At 61.2% G+C, this 14,445-nt stretch carries 15 protein-coding genes and 1 riboswitch; of the genes, 2 read left to right on the top strand and 13 right to left on the bottom strand.

Annotated features, from left to right (window positions below; genetic code table 11):
• The 9 genes from cobC to cobO form a co-directional block, all read right to left on the bottom strand.
• Positions 1-576 (bottom strand): alpha-ribazole phosphatase family protein, encoded by a 576-nt coding sequence (gene cobC, locus ACZ0A4_RS03525; protein WP_463573091.1) that lies wholly within the window; start codon positions 574-576, stop codon positions 1-3.
• The gene (gene cobT, locus ACZ0A4_RS03520; RefSeq protein WP_463573090.1) at positions 573-1,628 is read right to left on the bottom strand and encodes a nicotinate-nucleotide--dimethylbenzimidazole phosphoribosyltransferase; all 1,056 of its coding nucleotides are present in this window, start codon (positions 1,626-1,628) and stop codon (positions 573-575) included. Before cobT ends, cobC begins: the two co-directional genes overlap by 4 nt.
• Positions 1,625-2,146 (bottom strand): bifunctional adenosylcobinamide kinase/adenosylcobinamide-phosphate guanylyltransferase, encoded by a 522-nt coding sequence (gene cobU, locus ACZ0A4_RS03515; protein WP_463573088.1) that lies wholly within the window; start codon positions 2,144-2,146, stop codon positions 1,625-1,627. Before cobU ends, cobT begins: the two co-directional genes overlap by 4 nt.
• A gap of 148 nt (positions 2,147-2,294) precedes the next feature.
• A complete protein-coding gene (locus ACZ0A4_RS03510; RefSeq protein WP_463573086.1) occupies positions 2,295-3,746 on the bottom strand; it encodes a cobyric acid synthase in 1,452 nt (483 codons plus the stop codon).
• Entirely contained in the window at positions 3,743-4,735 is a 993-nt protein-coding gene (cobD, locus tag ACZ0A4_RS03505) for a threonine-phosphate decarboxylase CobD (protein ID WP_463573085.1), read from the bottom strand. Before cobD ends, ACZ0A4_RS03510 begins: the two co-directional genes overlap by 4 nt.
• The gene (gene cbiB, locus ACZ0A4_RS03500; RefSeq protein ID WP_064117343.1) at positions 4,728-5,636 is read right to left on the bottom strand and encodes an adenosylcobinamide-phosphate synthase CbiB; all 909 of its coding nucleotides are present in this window, start codon (positions 5,634-5,636) and stop codon (positions 4,728-4,730) included. Before cbiB ends, cobD begins: the two co-directional genes overlap by 8 nt.
• Positions 5,633-6,283, bottom strand: coding sequence for a 5,6-dimethylbenzimidazole synthase (gene bluB / locus ACZ0A4_RS03495; RefSeq protein ID WP_463573084.1), 651 nt, complete (start codon positions 6,281-6,283; stop codon positions 5,633-5,635). Before bluB ends, cbiB begins: the two co-directional genes overlap by 4 nt.
• A 47-nt stretch (positions 6,284-6,330) precedes the next feature.
• Positions 6,331-7,680 carry a cobyrinate a,c-diamide synthase gene (locus ACZ0A4_RS03490; protein ID WP_463573083.1) on the bottom strand — a complete coding sequence of 450 codons (1,350 nt, stop codon included), beginning with the start codon at positions 7,678-7,680 and terminating at the stop codon, positions 6,331-6,333.
• Positions 7,677-8,288: a cob(I)yrinic acid a,c-diamide adenosyltransferase gene (cobO, locus tag ACZ0A4_RS03485; protein WP_003223053.1), complete on the bottom strand. Its 612-nt coding sequence runs from the start codon at positions 8,286-8,288 to the stop codon at positions 7,677-7,679. The genes ACZ0A4_RS03490 and cobO overlap by 4 nt, the downstream gene beginning before the upstream one ends.
• Before the next feature lie 81 nt (positions 8,289-8,369).
• A riboswitch (cobalamin riboswitch) is annotated at positions 8,370-8,594 on the bottom strand.
• A gap of 163 nt (positions 8,595-8,757) precedes the next feature.
• Here cobO and ACZ0A4_RS03480 point away from each other — a divergent pair.
• A complete protein-coding gene (locus ACZ0A4_RS03480; protein WP_463573082.1) occupies positions 8,758-9,342 on the top strand; it encodes a hypothetical protein in 585 nt (194 codons plus the stop codon).
• Positions 9,343-9,408: 66 nt separating this feature from the next.
• Entirely contained in the window at positions 9,409-10,722 is a 1,314-nt protein-coding gene (locus ACZ0A4_RS03475; RefSeq protein WP_463573081.1) for a PQQ-dependent sugar dehydrogenase, read from the top strand.
• 132 nt (positions 10,723-10,854) lie between these two features.
• Here the strand turns inward: ACZ0A4_RS03475 and ACZ0A4_RS03470 are convergent, their stop codons facing one another.
• The 4 genes from ACZ0A4_RS03470 to ACZ0A4_RS03455 all read right to left on the bottom strand — a co-directional run bounded on the left by ACZ0A4_RS03470 (position 10,855) and on the right by ACZ0A4_RS03455 (position 14,428).
• On the bottom strand, positions 10,855-11,391 hold the full coding sequence (locus ACZ0A4_RS03470) for a C40 family peptidase (RefSeq protein ID WP_123449657.1): 537 nt from the start codon (positions 11,389-11,391) through the stop codon (positions 10,855-10,857).
• Positions 11,392-11,611: 220 nt separating this feature from the next.
• Positions 11,612-12,229: a C40 family peptidase gene (locus ACZ0A4_RS03465; protein ID WP_007919826.1), complete on the bottom strand. Its 618-nt coding sequence runs from the start codon at positions 12,227-12,229 to the stop codon at positions 11,612-11,614.
• Between the two features lie 214 nt (positions 12,230-12,443).
• Complete coding sequence (hda, locus tag ACZ0A4_RS03460) at positions 12,444-13,148, bottom strand: DnaA regulatory inactivator Hda (protein WP_007919828.1); 705 nt, start codon at positions 13,146-13,148, stop codon at positions 12,444-12,446.
• 206 nt (positions 13,149-13,354) lie between these two features.
• Complete coding sequence (locus ACZ0A4_RS03455; RefSeq protein ID WP_463573079.1) at positions 13,355-14,428, bottom strand: AI-2E family transporter; 1,074 nt, start codon at positions 14,426-14,428, stop codon at positions 13,355-13,357.
• Positions 14,429-14,445: the final 17 nt, after the last annotated feature.

Raw genomic sequence — 14,445 nt, 5'->3', positions numbered from 1 at the left:
TCAGAGCCCTTCCTTGAGCGCGCCATCGGCTTCGGCCGACAGCGCAAACAGCGCGCCGTGAGCGACTTCGACATTGAGCAGTTGTTCGCGCGGCAACCCGCGCGCTTGCGCCAGCAACAAACGCATCACGCCGCCATGACTGATCAGCAACACCCGCTCACCGGCGTAAGCACCGTGCAGGCGCGCAATTGCCGCCAGCACCCGAGCCGCGAACTCGCTGACCGGTTCACCCTGCGGCGGCGTAAACGAATACGGATCGGCCCAGAACAACCCCAAGGCCTCGGCATCGGTCTCCATCAACGCGGCCGCGCTCTGCCCTTCCCACGCACCGAAATGCAGTTCCTGCAGATCCTTGTCCAGATGCACTGACAGGTTCAGTTGCTCACCCAGCTCTGCGGCAAACCGCGCGCAACGTTGCAACGGCGAACTGACGATCCGATCCCACGGCCCGCCCTCGACCACGGCCGCGCGCATTTGCGTCCAACCCTTTTCGGTCAGCGCATCGTCGAGGCTGCCGCGCAAACCACCGCCGAGTTCAGTCTCACCATGGCGCAGCAGATCCAGATGCAATGTCATGCCGGACGATCCGCCACCGCTGCTTCGGCGAATGTCGCCATCTGCCCGTGCAGATCACAGGCCAGACGTAACAATGGCACCGCCAGCGCAGCGCCACTGCCCTCCCCCAGACGCAGACCAAGCTCCAGCAACGGCTCGGCATTCAGTGTTTCCAGCACATGGCGATGCCCCGGCTCGGCACCACGGTGACCGAACAACAGCCACTCGCGACAGGCCGGATTCAAACGCACCGCAACCAGCGCCGCGACTGTGCAGATAAAGCCGTCGACCAGCACCGCAACGCCTTCTTGAGCCGCTGCCAGATACGCACCGACCAGCGCGGCGATTTCAAAACCACCCAGATTGAACAGGGTCTGCAACACATCGCCACGCTGTGCGGCGTGCCATGCCAGCGCGCGCTCGATCACTTGCGCTTTATGACTGACGCCTTCGGCATTCAGCCCGGTGCCGGGGCCGGTCAGATGCGCCACCGGGCAATCGAGCAAGGCACAAGCCAGCGCACTGGCGGCCGTGGTGTTGCCAATGCCCATTTCGCCACCGATGAACAGCTGCGCGCTCGCCGCTTTCGCCCGCAACAGACTGTCGCGACCGCCCTGCAACGCGAGTTCGCCCTGGGCCTGAGTCATTGCCGCGCCCAGTACGAAGTTCGCCGTGCCCGCGCCGATGTTCAAATGGCGCACGCCCGGCAGGTTCAGCGCTGGATTCACCGTGCCCAGATCGACCACTTCCAGCTGCGCGCCGAGCTGACGCGCCAGTACGCTGATCGCCGCGCCGCCGCTGACGAAATTGAGCAGCATCTGCCCGGTGACTTCCTGCGGGAACGCCGAAACCCCTTCAGCTACCACACCATGATCGCCCGCAAAAATGGTGATCCAGACCTGCGCCAGCGCCGGTTTGACCTGGCCTTGCAGACCGGCCAGTTGCACCGCCACCGCCTCCAGACGACCGAGGGAACCGGCCGGTTTGGTCAGTTGCTGCTGCCGCGCCGCCGCTTGTTCAACGACGTCGAGATCGACCGGTTTACACGGGTTCAGCCACCAGGATTGAGTCATAACGCAGGTCCTTTCAGAGTCAGGGGCAGGCCGGCAACGGTCAGGACAACACGCTGACAGCCCTCGGCCAGAGCTTGATGCAGCCAACCGGCTTCATCGACGTAGCGGCGAGTCAATTCGCCCAGCGGCACGACACCCATTCCGGTCTCGTTGCTGACAAAAATGATTTCACCCGGCAAGGCTGCCAGGCAGTCGAGCAGGGCTTCGCGCTCGGCGGCGAGGCGTTCGGCGTCGTCGAGCATCAGCAGATTGGTCAGCCATAGGGTCAGGCAGTCGACCAGCAGGCAACGCTCGGCGCTGGCGGATTCGCGCAGGACGCGGGCCAGTTCCAAGGGTTCTTCAATGAGCCCCCATTCGGCGGGACGGCGCGCGCGGTGATGGGCGACGCGGTCGCTCATCTCGCCATCGAGCGGTTGGCTGGTGGCGATGTAAGTCACGGCCAGGCCGCTTTCGCTGGCGAGCTTTTCGGCCAGACGGCTTTTGCCGGAGCGGGCGCCACCGAGAATCAGTTGGAGCATGGGTTCATCCACAGAATTATGTGTTGAAACAGTTGGCCCCTTCGCGAGCAAGCTCGCTCCCACAGGGTTATGGGGTGTAAACAAAATCTAAGACCAACAGGTCCATTGTGGGAGCGAGCTTGCTCGCGAAGAGGCCGGCACAGGCAACTCAAATCCCACAGAGCTGACGTAACAGCTTGGTATCCAGATGCTTCTCCACCAGATCCGCCAGCCGTTCGATATCGCGCTCGCGCAAACCGTGGTAATCCACCTCCTGCACATCGCTCAACCCGGCCCAGCGCAGCAACGCCGCACTCGCCGCCGGCGATTCGAACAGGCCATGCAGATAGGTGCCGAACACCTGCCCATCCGCGCTCTGCGCACCATCACAACGACCGTCGTCCAGATGCACCGCCGCATTCTCCAGCGCCGGCCCGGTCGTCACGCCAGCATGGATTTCATAGCCACTGACTTCGGCATCTTCCAGCGCCAACCGCCCACGCACATTGCGCAACTGCTTCTCGGCTTCAAGCGTGGTGTCGAACGCCAGCAAGCCCAAACCGGCGCTGGAGCCCGGCGCACCTTCGAGGCCGAGCGGATCATGCACCTGCTCGCCGAGCATCTGCAGACCGCCGCAAATCCCCAGCAGCTTGCCGCCGTAACGCAGATGCCGAGAGATCGCCGCATCCCAGCCATTGGCGCGTAAATAAGCCAGATCGCTGCGCACGCTTTTCGAGCCCGGCAGAATGATCAAATCCGCCGCTGGAATCGCCTGTCCCGGGCCAACGAATTGCAAATCAACCTGCGGATGCAAGCGCAGCGGATCGAAGTCGGTGTGATTGCTGATGCGCGGCAACACCGGCACCACCACGTTCAGTACTTGTTCAGCCTTGTCGGTCTGGCGCTGATCGATGCCGTCCTCGGCCTCCAGATGCAGATCCATCACATAAGGCAACACACCCACCACCGGTTTGCCGGTACGTTGTTCCAGCCAGTCGAGGCCCGGTTGCAGCAAGGCGATGTCACCGCGAAAACGGTTGATGATGAAACCTTTGACCCGCGCCTGCTCACTCGGCGAGAGCAACTCCAGGGTGCCGACCAGATGGGCGAAAACCCCGCCGCGATTGATGTCGGCAATCAGCAACACCGGGCAATCCACCGCTTCGGCAAAGCCCATGTTGGCAATGTCGCCGGCGCGCAGATTGATCTCGGCCGGCGAGCCTGCGCCTTCAACCATCACCAGTGGATACGCAGCGCTGAGCCGTTCGTGGGACGCGAGCACCGCTTTCATGGCGATGGCTTTGTAGTCGTGATACGCCACGGCATTCATCGACGTTACCGCGCAGCCATGAATGATCACCTGTGCGCCGGTATCGCTGTTGGGCTTGAGCAGCACCGGGTTCATGTCGGTGTGCGGCTCGAGATTCGCCGCTTGCGCCTGAACCGCTTGCGCACGGCCGATCTCACCGCCGTCGGCAGTCACCGCACTGTTGAGCGCCATGTTCTGCGGCTTGAACGGGACGACCGCGACACCTTGCCGGGTCGCCCAGCGGCACAGTGCCGTCACCAGTGTGCTTTTACCGGCGTCGGAAGTGGTGCCCTGCACCATCAGGGTGGTCATGCGTGATCCTTGGCAAAAGCGCTTAAAGCGTGTTCGAGACGCGCCTCTTCAGCCGCATCGGCAGGCAGGCCAAAGCGCAAACTGCTGTTGTGGGTAAAGATGCGCAGGAGGATGCCGCGACGGGCCATGAACGCGTGCAGCGCTTCGGCATGCTCGGTGATCAGCCACTGGAACAGCGCGCAACCACCCTGGGGCTTGAAGCCGTAGCGTTCAAGCAGCGCTGCCAGTCGTTCACTGGCTTCATCGCTGCGAATCCGTTGGCGTGTGTGCCCTTCGGTGTCTTGCAGACACGCTTGCCCGAGCACACGCGTCGGCCCGCTCACGGCCCAAGGCCCGACCTGTTCGGCGAGCAGCTTGAGCAAGTTGCGCTCGGCCAGGACAAAGCCCAGACGCACCCCGGCCAGACCGAAAAACTTGCCGAACGAACGCAGCACGATCAGCCCGACTTGATGAGCATGCGGCGCCAGACTCAATTGCGGCGTGTTGTCCATAAAGGCTTCATCGACCACCAGCCAGCCACCACGCCGGGCGAGCCGCGCATGCCAGTCAAGCAGACGTGCCGGGGTCAGACTCAGGCCGGTCGGATTGTTCGGGTTAACCACCACCAGCACGTCGAGGCTGTCGAGAAAGAATTCGACTTCCTGCTCCAGCACTTCACGCACGATGTAACCACTACGGCGCCAGGCTTCGGCATGTTCGGCATAACACGGTGACAACACGCCGACTTTGCCGGCGCGGCGTAAACGCGGCAGCAACTGGATGGCCATCTGCGAACCGGCCACCGGCAGCACCTGCGCGGCACCGTAGTAATCGCACGCGGCTTGCTCCAGGCCGTCATCGGTTTCCGGCAAACGCGCCCAGGCGCGCAGCGGGATTTCCGGGATCGGGAATGGCCACGGCGCCAGACCGCTGGACAGGTCGAGCCAGTCAGCCTCGGCAATGCCGTAATCGAGTGCAGCCTTGCGCAGCCGGCCACCGTGCTCAAGCATAGAATTCAGCCCCCACGCAGAGAATCAGCAGCCATAACCATACGCCGCGCTGGACCAATTGCCAGCCACGGTCGATGGAATCGGCGTCAGCCGCTGCGCCCTCGCCAAGCTGCGGACGGTCGTGAAGTTCGCCGTGGTAAATCGCCGGCCCACCCAATTCCACGCCCAGCGCACCGGCGCCGGCCGCCATCACCGGACCGGCGTTGGGGCTGTCCCACTTCGGCGCCTGTGTGCGCCAACATTTCAAGGCGAGGCGGGTTTTGCCCAGCAACGCGTAGGTCAATGCCACCAGACGCGCAGGAATGTAGTTCAACACGTCGTCGATTTTTGCAGCGGCCCAACCGAAACGCTCAAAGCGTTCGTTGCGATAACCCCACATCGCATCGAGCGTGTTGCTCAAGCGATAGAGAACCACGCCCGGCGCGCCGGCGACGACAAACCAGAACAGCGCGGCGAACACCGCGTCACTGCCGTTTTCCAGCACCGACTCAGTGGCAGCGCGAGCGACAGCGGTGCTATCGAGTTCATCGGTCTGGCGGCTGACCAGATAGCCGACTCGCTTGCGCGCCTCATCCAGATCATCCGCGCGCAAGGCAGCAGCCACTGGCGCGACATGCTCGCCGAGGCTGCGCATGCCGAGGGCGCAATACAGCGCGAGAATCTCGACAACCCAGCCCACGTACGGCGCCCAGGAAAATGCGGTGGCGAGCAAGGTCAGCGGCAGCACCGCGATCACCCACGCGGTCACGCCATGGCTGCGCCAGCCCCGGCCACCGGCGTTGAAACGTTGCTCGATGCGCCCGGCGAAATTGCCGAACGCCACCAGCGGATGCCAGCGTTTCGGTTCACCGAGCAGCGCATCCAGCGCCACTGCGGCGACACTCAACAACGCCACACTCATTGACTCACTCCCCAATAATTTTCGTACAGCAACTCATTGAGCGGCCGCGCCTGCGCCCACCCTTCGAGTACCAGCATCGGCGCCGGATAGAATTCCTTGACCGGGCCCAGGCAAATAACGGCCAGCGGCTTGGCGCCTGCGGGCAACCTCAACAGATCCGCCAGTGCCTGCGGCTCGAACAACGAAACCCAGCCCATGCCGAGGCCTTCGGCGCGCGAGGCCAGCCACAGGTTCTGGATCGCGCAGGACAGCGAGGCCATGTCCATTTCCGGCAGCGTGCGGCGACCAAAGATGTGTTTTTCGCGATCGTCCATTAACGCGGCGACCAGCACTTCGGCGCAGTCATGGATGCCCTCGACCTTGAGTTTCATGAACTCGTCACTGCGCTCGCCGAGGGCTTCAGCGGTGCGCACGCGCTCTTCTTCGACGAGGTTCTGGATCTGCCCGCGTAAAGTTCGGTCGCTGATGCGGATGAAACGCCAGGGCTGCATCAGGCCGACGCTTGGGGCCTGGTGGGCGGCTTCCAAAAGTCGGCGCAACAGCTCCGGTTCGACGCTGCCGCCGGTGAAGTGGCGCATGTCGCGGCGTTCGGCGATGGCTCTGTAAACCGCTTCGCGTTCGGCTTCGGAGAATGCGTTGTCTGTCATGACCTCTTCGCGAGCAAGCTCGCTCCCACATTGGACGGGGTGCTTGCTCAAGAAACACGATCCCCTGTGGGAGCGAGCTTGCTCGCGAAGGCGGCCTCACGGTCTGGCGCAAACAATGCGGCAATCGCAGTCGGATTCGACGGGAAATAAAAGTGCACGTACGACGCCGTCATCCGCCCTTCCCGATAAACCGCCTCGGCACCGCGCCCACCATTCGGACTCAAGCCACGCGCAATCGGCGTCAACTCAGTCTTCGTCAGCGAATGATGATAAGTGTGCCCACGCAGCGAACCTTCCGGCAGATCAACCGCTTGCAACGCCAATGCGGCCAGACGCTTCTGCATCACCGCGTCGCCTTTAAGCAGCCCGATCAATTCGGCGCGAGTTCCTTCAACGTCGGTCAAAGAATCCAGCAGGTACAGCATGCCGCCACACTCAGCGAGCAACGGTTTCCCTGCCGCATGATGCGCACGGATCGCTTCAACCATCGCGGTGTTCTGCGACAACGCAACGTGGTGCAGTTCCGGATACCCACCGGGCAAATACAGGCTGTCCGCCTCAGGCAATTGCGTGTCGCGGATCGGCGAGAAGAAACTCAGCTCGGCGCCCATCGCCCGCAACAGATCGAGACTCGCGCCGTAGGTGAAGGCAAACGCCTCATCATGGGCGACGGCAATTCGTACATTCTTGAGCAGTGGCTCGACAGCGATGACGTCAGGCGCGGCGAACTCAACCGCCGGTGGCAGCGCTACCTCACAGCTGCTGGCGAGAGCGTCGGCAGCCGCGTCGAGACGCACATCGAGGTCATTCAGCTCGCTGGCCTGCACCAGGCCGAGATGCCGGCTCGGCAGTTCGATACCCGTTTCGCGGGACAACGCGCCGTACCAGCGCAGGCCTTCAGTGAGACTGCCTTCGAGCAATTGCGCATGTCGCAAAGTTCCGACACGATTGGCCAGCACACCGGCAAACGGCAGATCCGGCTGATACCTCGCCAGACCCAGTGCCAACGCACCAAAGGTCTGCGCCATCGCCGTCCCATCAATCACGCCGAGCACCGGCACACCGAAATGCCGCGCCAGATCAGCGCTGGAAGGCGTACCGTCGAACAGGCCCATCACGCCTTCGATCAGAATCAGATCGGCCTCGGCAGCGGCTTCCCACAACAGACGACGACTTTCCTGCTCACCGACCATCCACATGTCCAGTTGATACACCGGCGCACCGCTGGCGCGCTCGAGAATCATCGGATCAAGGAAATCCGGGCCGCATTTGAACACGCGTACCACGCGCCCCTGATTGCGATGCAAACGGGCGAGCGCGGCGGTAACGGTGGTCTTGCCCTGACCGGAGGCCGGCGCGGCGATGAGGACCGCCGGGCAGTGACGTGGTTGATTCAAAGTTCGACGCCTTTCTGCGCTTTGATGCCGGCCTGGAAGGCGTGTTTGAGCATGCCCATTTCGGTGACGGTATCGCCCATCTCGATCATTTCCGGCTTGGCCGCGCGACCGGTGACGATCACGTGCTGCATCGGCGGACGCGCCTGCAAATCGCTGAGCACCTGATCGAGATCGAGGTAGCCGTGCTTGAGGGCGATGTTCAGTTCGTCGAGCACCACCAGACCGATCGACGGATCACGCAGCAGTTCACGCGAGACTGCCCACGCGGCTTCGGCGGCGGCGATGTCGCGCTGACGATCCTGGGTTTCCCAAGTGAAACCTTCGCCCATCACGTGGAAACGCACTTGCTCGGGGAAACGGCGGAAAAACAACTCTTCGCCGGTGCTGTTGCGGCCCTTGATGAACTGCACCACACCGCACTGCATGCCGTGGCCCATGGCGCGGGCGAGCATGCCGAACGCCGAGCTGCTTTTGCCTTTGCCGTTGCCGGTCAGCACCAGCACCAGGCCGCACTCGTCAGGCGAGTTGGCGATGCGTTCGTCGATCACGGCTTTTTTGCGCTGCATACGCGCCAGATGGCGTTCGTCGCGCTCGGGGGAATCAGTCATGGGGGAGCTCTCCGTTGAGGCTGGATAACGGCGGGCAGGCACAAGAATAGACGGCAAAAAGCCTGGCATCGCCCACCGTGATGCCGCTGGATGGATCAGGCCGGTCTCCGGGCTCATGAGCGGCGTTGGCCTGACTGCGCGCCTTCCCGCTTTGAGCAGTGGCATTCGACGCAGTGTTCACTCATTTACCGTTGCGGGGGCAGCGCCGGGATCGTGGTGGTTCTTCGTGCGAAGACAACCCTCACCGGCTTCCCTGTTTCACTCTGTCGACGCAGGTCACAGAGCACCTGAAACAAGCCGCGAAGGTTAGAGGGTTGGGGATGGAGCGTCAATTAAAGAGGCGGCCATCGGGCGAATAACTGCCGCCGATCAATTATCCGACGCCAATCTTGTGCCACACTGATACAAATGATATCAAAGAGCCATGCTTTTCCCGAAAAGCCCACCACAACAATAAAGGATGATGACGATGCAAGGCATGATCATCAGCAACCCGCGCCTGGAATTCCTGCGCCCGGTGCTTGAACGCTGGTTTGACTGTATCGACCGTTACAACGCCGTACGCGGCGACAGCGACACGCCTTACTGGCATGACGAGAAAGCCAATCTCGGATTGCTCTCGGCCGCAGCCTGGATGGCTGAGCTGGTCACTTTGAACGACACCGCCACGCGCAAACAGAATGAAGAAGGCGAGCGCAACGCCCGCGCCGATCTGTTTCTGGCCGGTGCCGAAGACCGCGCCTTTATCCAGGCCACCCAGCGCTGGCCAAAGGTTACCAACCTGAATCTGACTCAAGCCTTGCTGGACATCACCAACGACGCCAAACGCATCAGCTATGCCAGCGACCTCAAGCTTGGCTGCCTGTTTGTCGCGCCGCAAAAAGCCCAGCACAGCGCCAGCCCCGAAGAGTTGCAGGACATGGTCGACGATCTGCAAAAGGAACACACCTGCGCGGTCGCCTGGTATTTCCCCTATGCCTATCGCAAATTGCGCAGCGAAACCGGCAACTATCACCCAGGCATCGCCGTGCTGTTCAAGGAAGCCCGCGGCTGAGCAGTTGAACCATCGGGCTTGCGCCCTCCTCTATGATTAGGAATGCATTCATAGGGAAGATCAGCAATGCGCAAGCCCCAGCTCGTTTTTGTCATCGCCTTCGCCGGAGGGCTCGCCGCCTGCGGTGAATCCTCCAGCCTGCAAGTCTCCGACGGCACCGGCCCGTCACCCAAGCTGCCCGAACCGAACAAGACCCTGATCCCGACGGTGAACATCGCCCCGGCGATCGGCTGGCCCGAGGGCGCTAAACCGACAGCCGCCACCGGCACCCAGGTCGCAGCATTCGCCGAAGGCCTCGACCATCCGCGCTGGCTCTACGTGTTGCCCAACGGCGACGTGCTGGTAGCGGAAACCAATGCCCCGCCAAAGCCTGACGACAGCAGCGGCATTCGCGGCTGGGTGATGAAGAAGGTCATGGGCAAGGCTGGCGCGGGCGTGCCGAGTCCGAACCGCATCACCTTGCTGCGTGACACCGATCACGATGGCGTCGCGGAAACACGCACGGTGTTCCTGCAGAACCTCAACTCGCCGTTCGGGATGACGCTGGTCGGCAACGATCTTTACGTCGCTGATACCGATCGCTTGCTGCGCTTTAACTACGAAGCAGGCGCGACCGAGATCAAGTCGCAGCCAATCAAGGTAGTCGATCTGCCCGGCGGTACGCTGAATCACCACTGGACGAAAAACGTCATCGCCAGCAAGGACGGCAGCAAGCTGTACGTCACGGTCGGCTCGAACAGCAACGTCGGCGAAAATGGTCTGGATAAAGAAGAAGGCCGCGCGGCGATCTGGGAAGTTGATCGGGCGACCGGTAATCACCGGATCTTCGCTTCGGGTATCCGCAACCCCAATGGCTTGGCCTGGGAGCCGACCAGTGGCGCGCTGTGGACAGCGGTCAACGAGCGCGACGAGATCGGCAGTGACCTGGTGCCGGACTACATCACTTCAGTGAAGGACGGCGGTTTCTATGGCTGGCCGTTCAGTTACTACGGTCAGCATGTCGATGCGCGTGTGTCGCCGCAAAACCCGGATCTGGTGGCCAAAGCCATTGCCCCGGATTACGCGGTCGGGCCGCACACCGCCTCGCTGGGCCTGAGCTTCGCCGCGGGCAACACGTTGCCGGCACAGTTCAAGGAAGGCGCATTTATTGGCCAGCACGGCTCATGGAACCGCAAACCGCACAGTGGCTACAAAGTGATTTTCGTGCCATTTACCGGCGGCAAGCCGAGCGGCAAACCGGTGGATGTGCTGACCGGGTTCCTCGACAAGGATGAGAATGCGCTAGGTCGGCCGGTGGGCGTGGTGATCGATCAGCAAGGCGGCTTGCTGGTGGCGGATGATGTTGGCAACAAAGTGTGGCGAGTCTCGGCCACGAAGTGATGTTGAATGTGACCTGAAACAACTGTGGGAGCGAGCCTGCTCGCGAATGCGTAGTGTCAGTCTCTATTGAGTTGACTGATACACCGCTTTCGCGAGCAGGCTCGCTCCCACATTAGGATTGCTGCGATTTTACTACGGGTTATGCGCCAGATGCTCCGGCTGCAACACCCGCTTGGCACTCAGATAAGCCTTCTGCCAATACGCCTTCGACAGGCTGTCGAGCTTGACCGTCCCGCCCGTGGCAGGCGCATGCACAAACCGCCCTTCGCCGACGTAAATCCCCGCGTGACTGACCTGCGAGCCGCCATTGGTGGCGAAGAAAATCAGGTCGCCAGTCTGCAAGCCTTCCTTGCCGACATTCGGTGCCTGCATGACTATCAGCTCACGCGTCGAACGCGGCAAAGAGATGCCCGCCGCATCACGGTAGACAAAACCGATCAACCCGCTGCAATCAAAGCCTGAATCCGGCGTGTTGCCGCCCCAGCGATAAGGCGTGCCAACCAGACCGAGCGCGCGAAACAGCACGTCTTCAGCAGCCGGTGAAAAAGATTGGGAGGGGCCGAACACGACCGGCGCGCGAACCACCGGCGCAGGTGGCGGCGTGCGACTGGCACAGGCGCTGAGCAGCGCTGCGAAGAGCATCAATGTGAGGCGGGCCGACATCGTCATAAGCAGAACATCCTGATCTGGCTGCGGCTTTTTCTGCCGGTGGACAGAAAACAAAACCGCCTGCGTAAGCACGCAGGCGGTTTGCCATCAATCTAGATTCAGGATTCTAGCGGCTACGCGGCAAACTTCAAGTAAGACTTTAACTTCACCTTGTAAAGTATACGTCTACTCCGTTGCCGGAAGCCTGATTGTCGCCGCGAGCGCAGCGACAACAGGGGAATTACTTACGAGCGGTGACGACTGTCGGAGCGTTGGCCAGAGCGCGTTTCGCTTCGATGAAAGTCTTGCTCCAGTAGCTGTCACCCAGGCTGTCGATGCGAACACCGCCGCTGCGACGACTGCTGGAGTGGATGAACTGGTTGTCACCCAGGTAGATGCCGGCGTGACTGACACGACCGCGACGACCGTTGGTGGCGAAGAACAACAGATCGCCCGGCTCAAGGTTGCTGCGCGAGACCAGCGGCGCATCGACGTTGATCATTTCGCGTGTCGAGCGCGGCAGGTTCATGCCGGCTTCTTCGCGGAACAGATAGCCGATGAAACCGCTGCAATCGAAACCGGCTTCAGAGGTACCGCCGAAACGGTAACGGGTACCGATCAGGGACATGCCGCGTTCGAGGATGCTGTCGGCCAGAACAGGAAGCTGATAAGGCTTCTTGCCATTGAATTCGTTGAGTTCTTTTTCGGTATCCAGCTCTTCCTGGTAAATAACCGAAGACTGGGCCGTGGCAGAATTTTTAACCTGTTGAGGCTGCTCTTGAACTGGAGAATGAGCAGCGCAACCGTACAACAGGGTGACGAGTGCGAGAGGCACGAGGGGTGCGAAGCGCTTTAGCATGGGCACGACCGTGGCTGATAGTTGTAAAGAAGCCGAGACTATGCCCGCTATCAACCTCATTTGCAAATTCAATCGATCTTTTTGTGACTTCCCGGTTTCTCGTTTACATCTAAGCGCTTAAGCCCGATTGAACCGATACGCGGCCTGCACACCGTGCAGGAAAGCGGATTTTCTGGCGCCTGAAATATGCCAAAACACGCTGAAGGCCGCGCGGTTACCAGCCTAGCGTTTCTTTCAAGAAGGGAATGGTCAGCTTGCGTTGAGCCTGCAGAGAGGCCTGATCGAGCTGTTCAAGCAAGTCGAACAGCGCACTCATGCTACGAGTGCCGCGAGTCAAAATAAAATGCCCGACCTCATCGGTCAGGTGCAGACCGCGACGCGACGCGCGCAATTGCAAGGCGCGCAATTTGTCTTCATCGGAAAGCGGACGCATCTGGAAAATCAGCGCCAGGGTCAGGCGCGACTTCAAGTCTGCCAGCTTGACCGGCAGTTCACGCGGAGAGGTGGATGCGGCGATCAGCAGACGCCGACCGCTGTCACGCAGACGGTTGAACAGGTGAAACATCGCCTCTTCCCAGTCAGCCTTGCCGGCAATCACCTGCAAGTCGTCCAGGCAAACCAGTTCGTACTGTTCGAGGTTGTCGAGGATTTCGACGCCGCGGTCCATCAACTCGGCCAACGGCAAATACACAGCCGGCTCCCCCATTTGCTCGAATCGCAGGCACGCAGCCTGCAACAGATGCGTACGCCCTACGCCGTGTTTGCCCCACAGGTAGATCAGGCTTTCTGTCCAGCCGGCGTCGGCTTCGCATAGACGCTCGACATAGCCGAGTGCAGCGGCATTGGCGCCTGGGTAGTAGTTGATGAAGGTGGCGTCGTCACGCAGACGCACACCTAGGGGCAGCTGAATCGGTTTCATGCTGACTGAACAGTTCTCAAGGAACCGTTAGTGGCCTCTGTGTAAAGTTTGCGAAGTTTATACCCGTGAAGCTGAGCGCACAATGCGACAGAGTCCAAGCAAAATCAAAGGTTTGCGTTAATGCACTGGTTTTATGGCAGATTCTTTGGCGCCAGCACCTGCAGGACACGGGCCAACCCGGCTATTCGCCGGGCCACCCTTCGCCATTACAGTTGCGGATCGTCAACGCCACTATAGATGTCGGAGTCCTTGTACAAGTCGTGCACATGGCGCACCAGCACCATGATCACCGCCGCCACTGGCAACGCCAGTAGCACGCCGGTGAAACCGAACAGCTCGCCGCCGGCCAGAATCGCGAAAATCACCGCAACCGGATGCAGACCGATACGATCGCCCACCAGCAAAGGCGTCAGTACCATGCCTTCCAGCGCCTGACCGACCATGAACACCGCAACGATCCCCACCATCGTATACAAGTCGCCACCGAACTGGAACAACCCGGCAATCAGCGCAGCGCCAATACCGATCACGAAACCCATGTAAGGCACGATCGCCGCCAGACCGGCAATCAGGCCGATCAACAACCCCAGTTCCAGCCCGACGATCATCAGGCCCGCTGCGTAGATCACGCCCAGCGCCACCATCACCAGCAACTGACCGCGAACAAACGCGCCCAGTACCTCATGACATTCACCGGCCAACGATACGATGGTCTCTTCCCGATCACGCGGCAGCAGGCTGCGGATCTTGGCCATCATCACGTCCCAGTCGCGCAGCAAGTAAAAACTCACCACCGGAATCAACACCAGATTCGCAAGCCAACCGATAAGCGCCAGGCTCGATGCCGTGGCCTGACTCAGGACCACACTGACGATATCGGTGGTCTGCCCCATGTGCTCGCTGATCGCCGCTTTGACCTTGTCGAATTTCCAGAAACCATCCGACAGACCCAGCTTCGCCTGCGCCCACGGCAACGCCGTGTGTTGCAGCCAGTCGAGCATTTGCGGCGCCAGTTCGTACAGACGCAGTAACTGCTTGGCGAGCATCGGCACCAGCACCAGCAACAGCGCGGTGACGATCAAGGTGAACAAGGCAAACACCGCAATCACGCCCCACGTGCGCGACAGCCCGAGTTTTTCCAGGCGATCCACCAGCGGATCGAACAGATAAGCCAGCAACAGCGCCACCAGAAACGGCGTGAGGATCGGGTGCAACAACCATACAAACGCGCACAGCAGGACTACCCCACCGAGCCAGAACCAACGCCGCGTATCGGCCATGTACCACTCCTGTTGCT

This window comes from Pseudomonas sp. AC172 (assembly GCF_979258595.1).
The sequence above is the reverse complement of the archived record's forward strand: the minus strand, read 5'-3'. Positions and strand labels throughout refer to the sequence as shown.

Excerpts from the sequence above, each read along its gene's own strand:
- cobC (WP_463573091.1), bottom strand. The coding sequence starts at position 576 with ATGACATTGCATCTGGATCTGCTGCGCCATGGTGAGACTGAACTCGGC.
- cobT (WP_463573090.1), bottom strand. The coding sequence starts at position 1,628 with ATGACTCAATCCTGGTGGCTGAACCCGTGTAAACCGGTCGATCTCGAC.
- cobU (WP_463573088.1), bottom strand. The coding sequence starts at position 2,146 with ATGCTCCAACTGATTCTCGGTGGCGCCCGCTCCGGCAAAAGCCGTCTG.
- ACZ0A4_RS03510 (WP_463573086.1), bottom strand. The coding sequence starts at position 3,746 with ATGACCACCCTGATGGTGCAGGGCACCACTTCCGACGCCGGTAAAAGC.
- cobD (WP_463573085.1), bottom strand. The coding sequence starts at position 4,735 with ATGCTTGAGCACGGTGGCCGGCTGCGCAAGGCTGCACTCGATTACGGC.
- cbiB (WP_064117343.1), bottom strand. The coding sequence starts at position 5,636 with ATGAGTGTGGCGTTGTTGAGTGTCGCCGCAGTGGCGCTGGATGCGCTG.
- bluB (WP_463573084.1), bottom strand. The coding sequence starts at position 6,283 with ATGACAGACAACGCATTCTCCGAAGCCGAACGCGAAGCGGTTTACAGA.
- cobO (WP_003223053.1), bottom strand. The coding sequence starts at position 8,288 with ATGACTGATTCCCCCGAGCGCGACGAACGCCATCTGGCGCGTATGCAG.
- ACZ0A4_RS03480 (WP_463573082.1), top strand. The coding sequence starts at position 8,758 with ATGCAAGGCATGATCATCAGCAACCCGCGCCTGGAATTCCTGCGCCCG.
- ACZ0A4_RS03475 (WP_463573081.1), top strand. The coding sequence starts at position 9,409 with ATGCGCAAGCCCCAGCTCGTTTTTGTCATCGCCTTCGCCGGAGGGCTC.
- ACZ0A4_RS03470 (WP_123449657.1), bottom strand. The coding sequence starts at position 11,391 with ATGACGATGTCGGCCCGCCTCACATTGATGCTCTTCGCAGCGCTGCTC.
- ACZ0A4_RS03465 (WP_007919826.1), bottom strand. The coding sequence starts at position 12,229 with ATGCTAAAGCGCTTCGCACCCCTCGTGCCTCTCGCACTCGTCACCCTG.
- hda (WP_007919828.1), bottom strand. The coding sequence starts at position 13,148 with ATGAAACCGATTCAGCTGCCCCTAGGTGTGCGTCTGCGTGACGACGCC.
- ACZ0A4_RS03455 (WP_463573079.1), bottom strand. The coding sequence starts at position 14,428 with ATGGCCGATACGCGGCGTTGGTTCTGGCTCGGTGGGGTAGTCCTGCTG.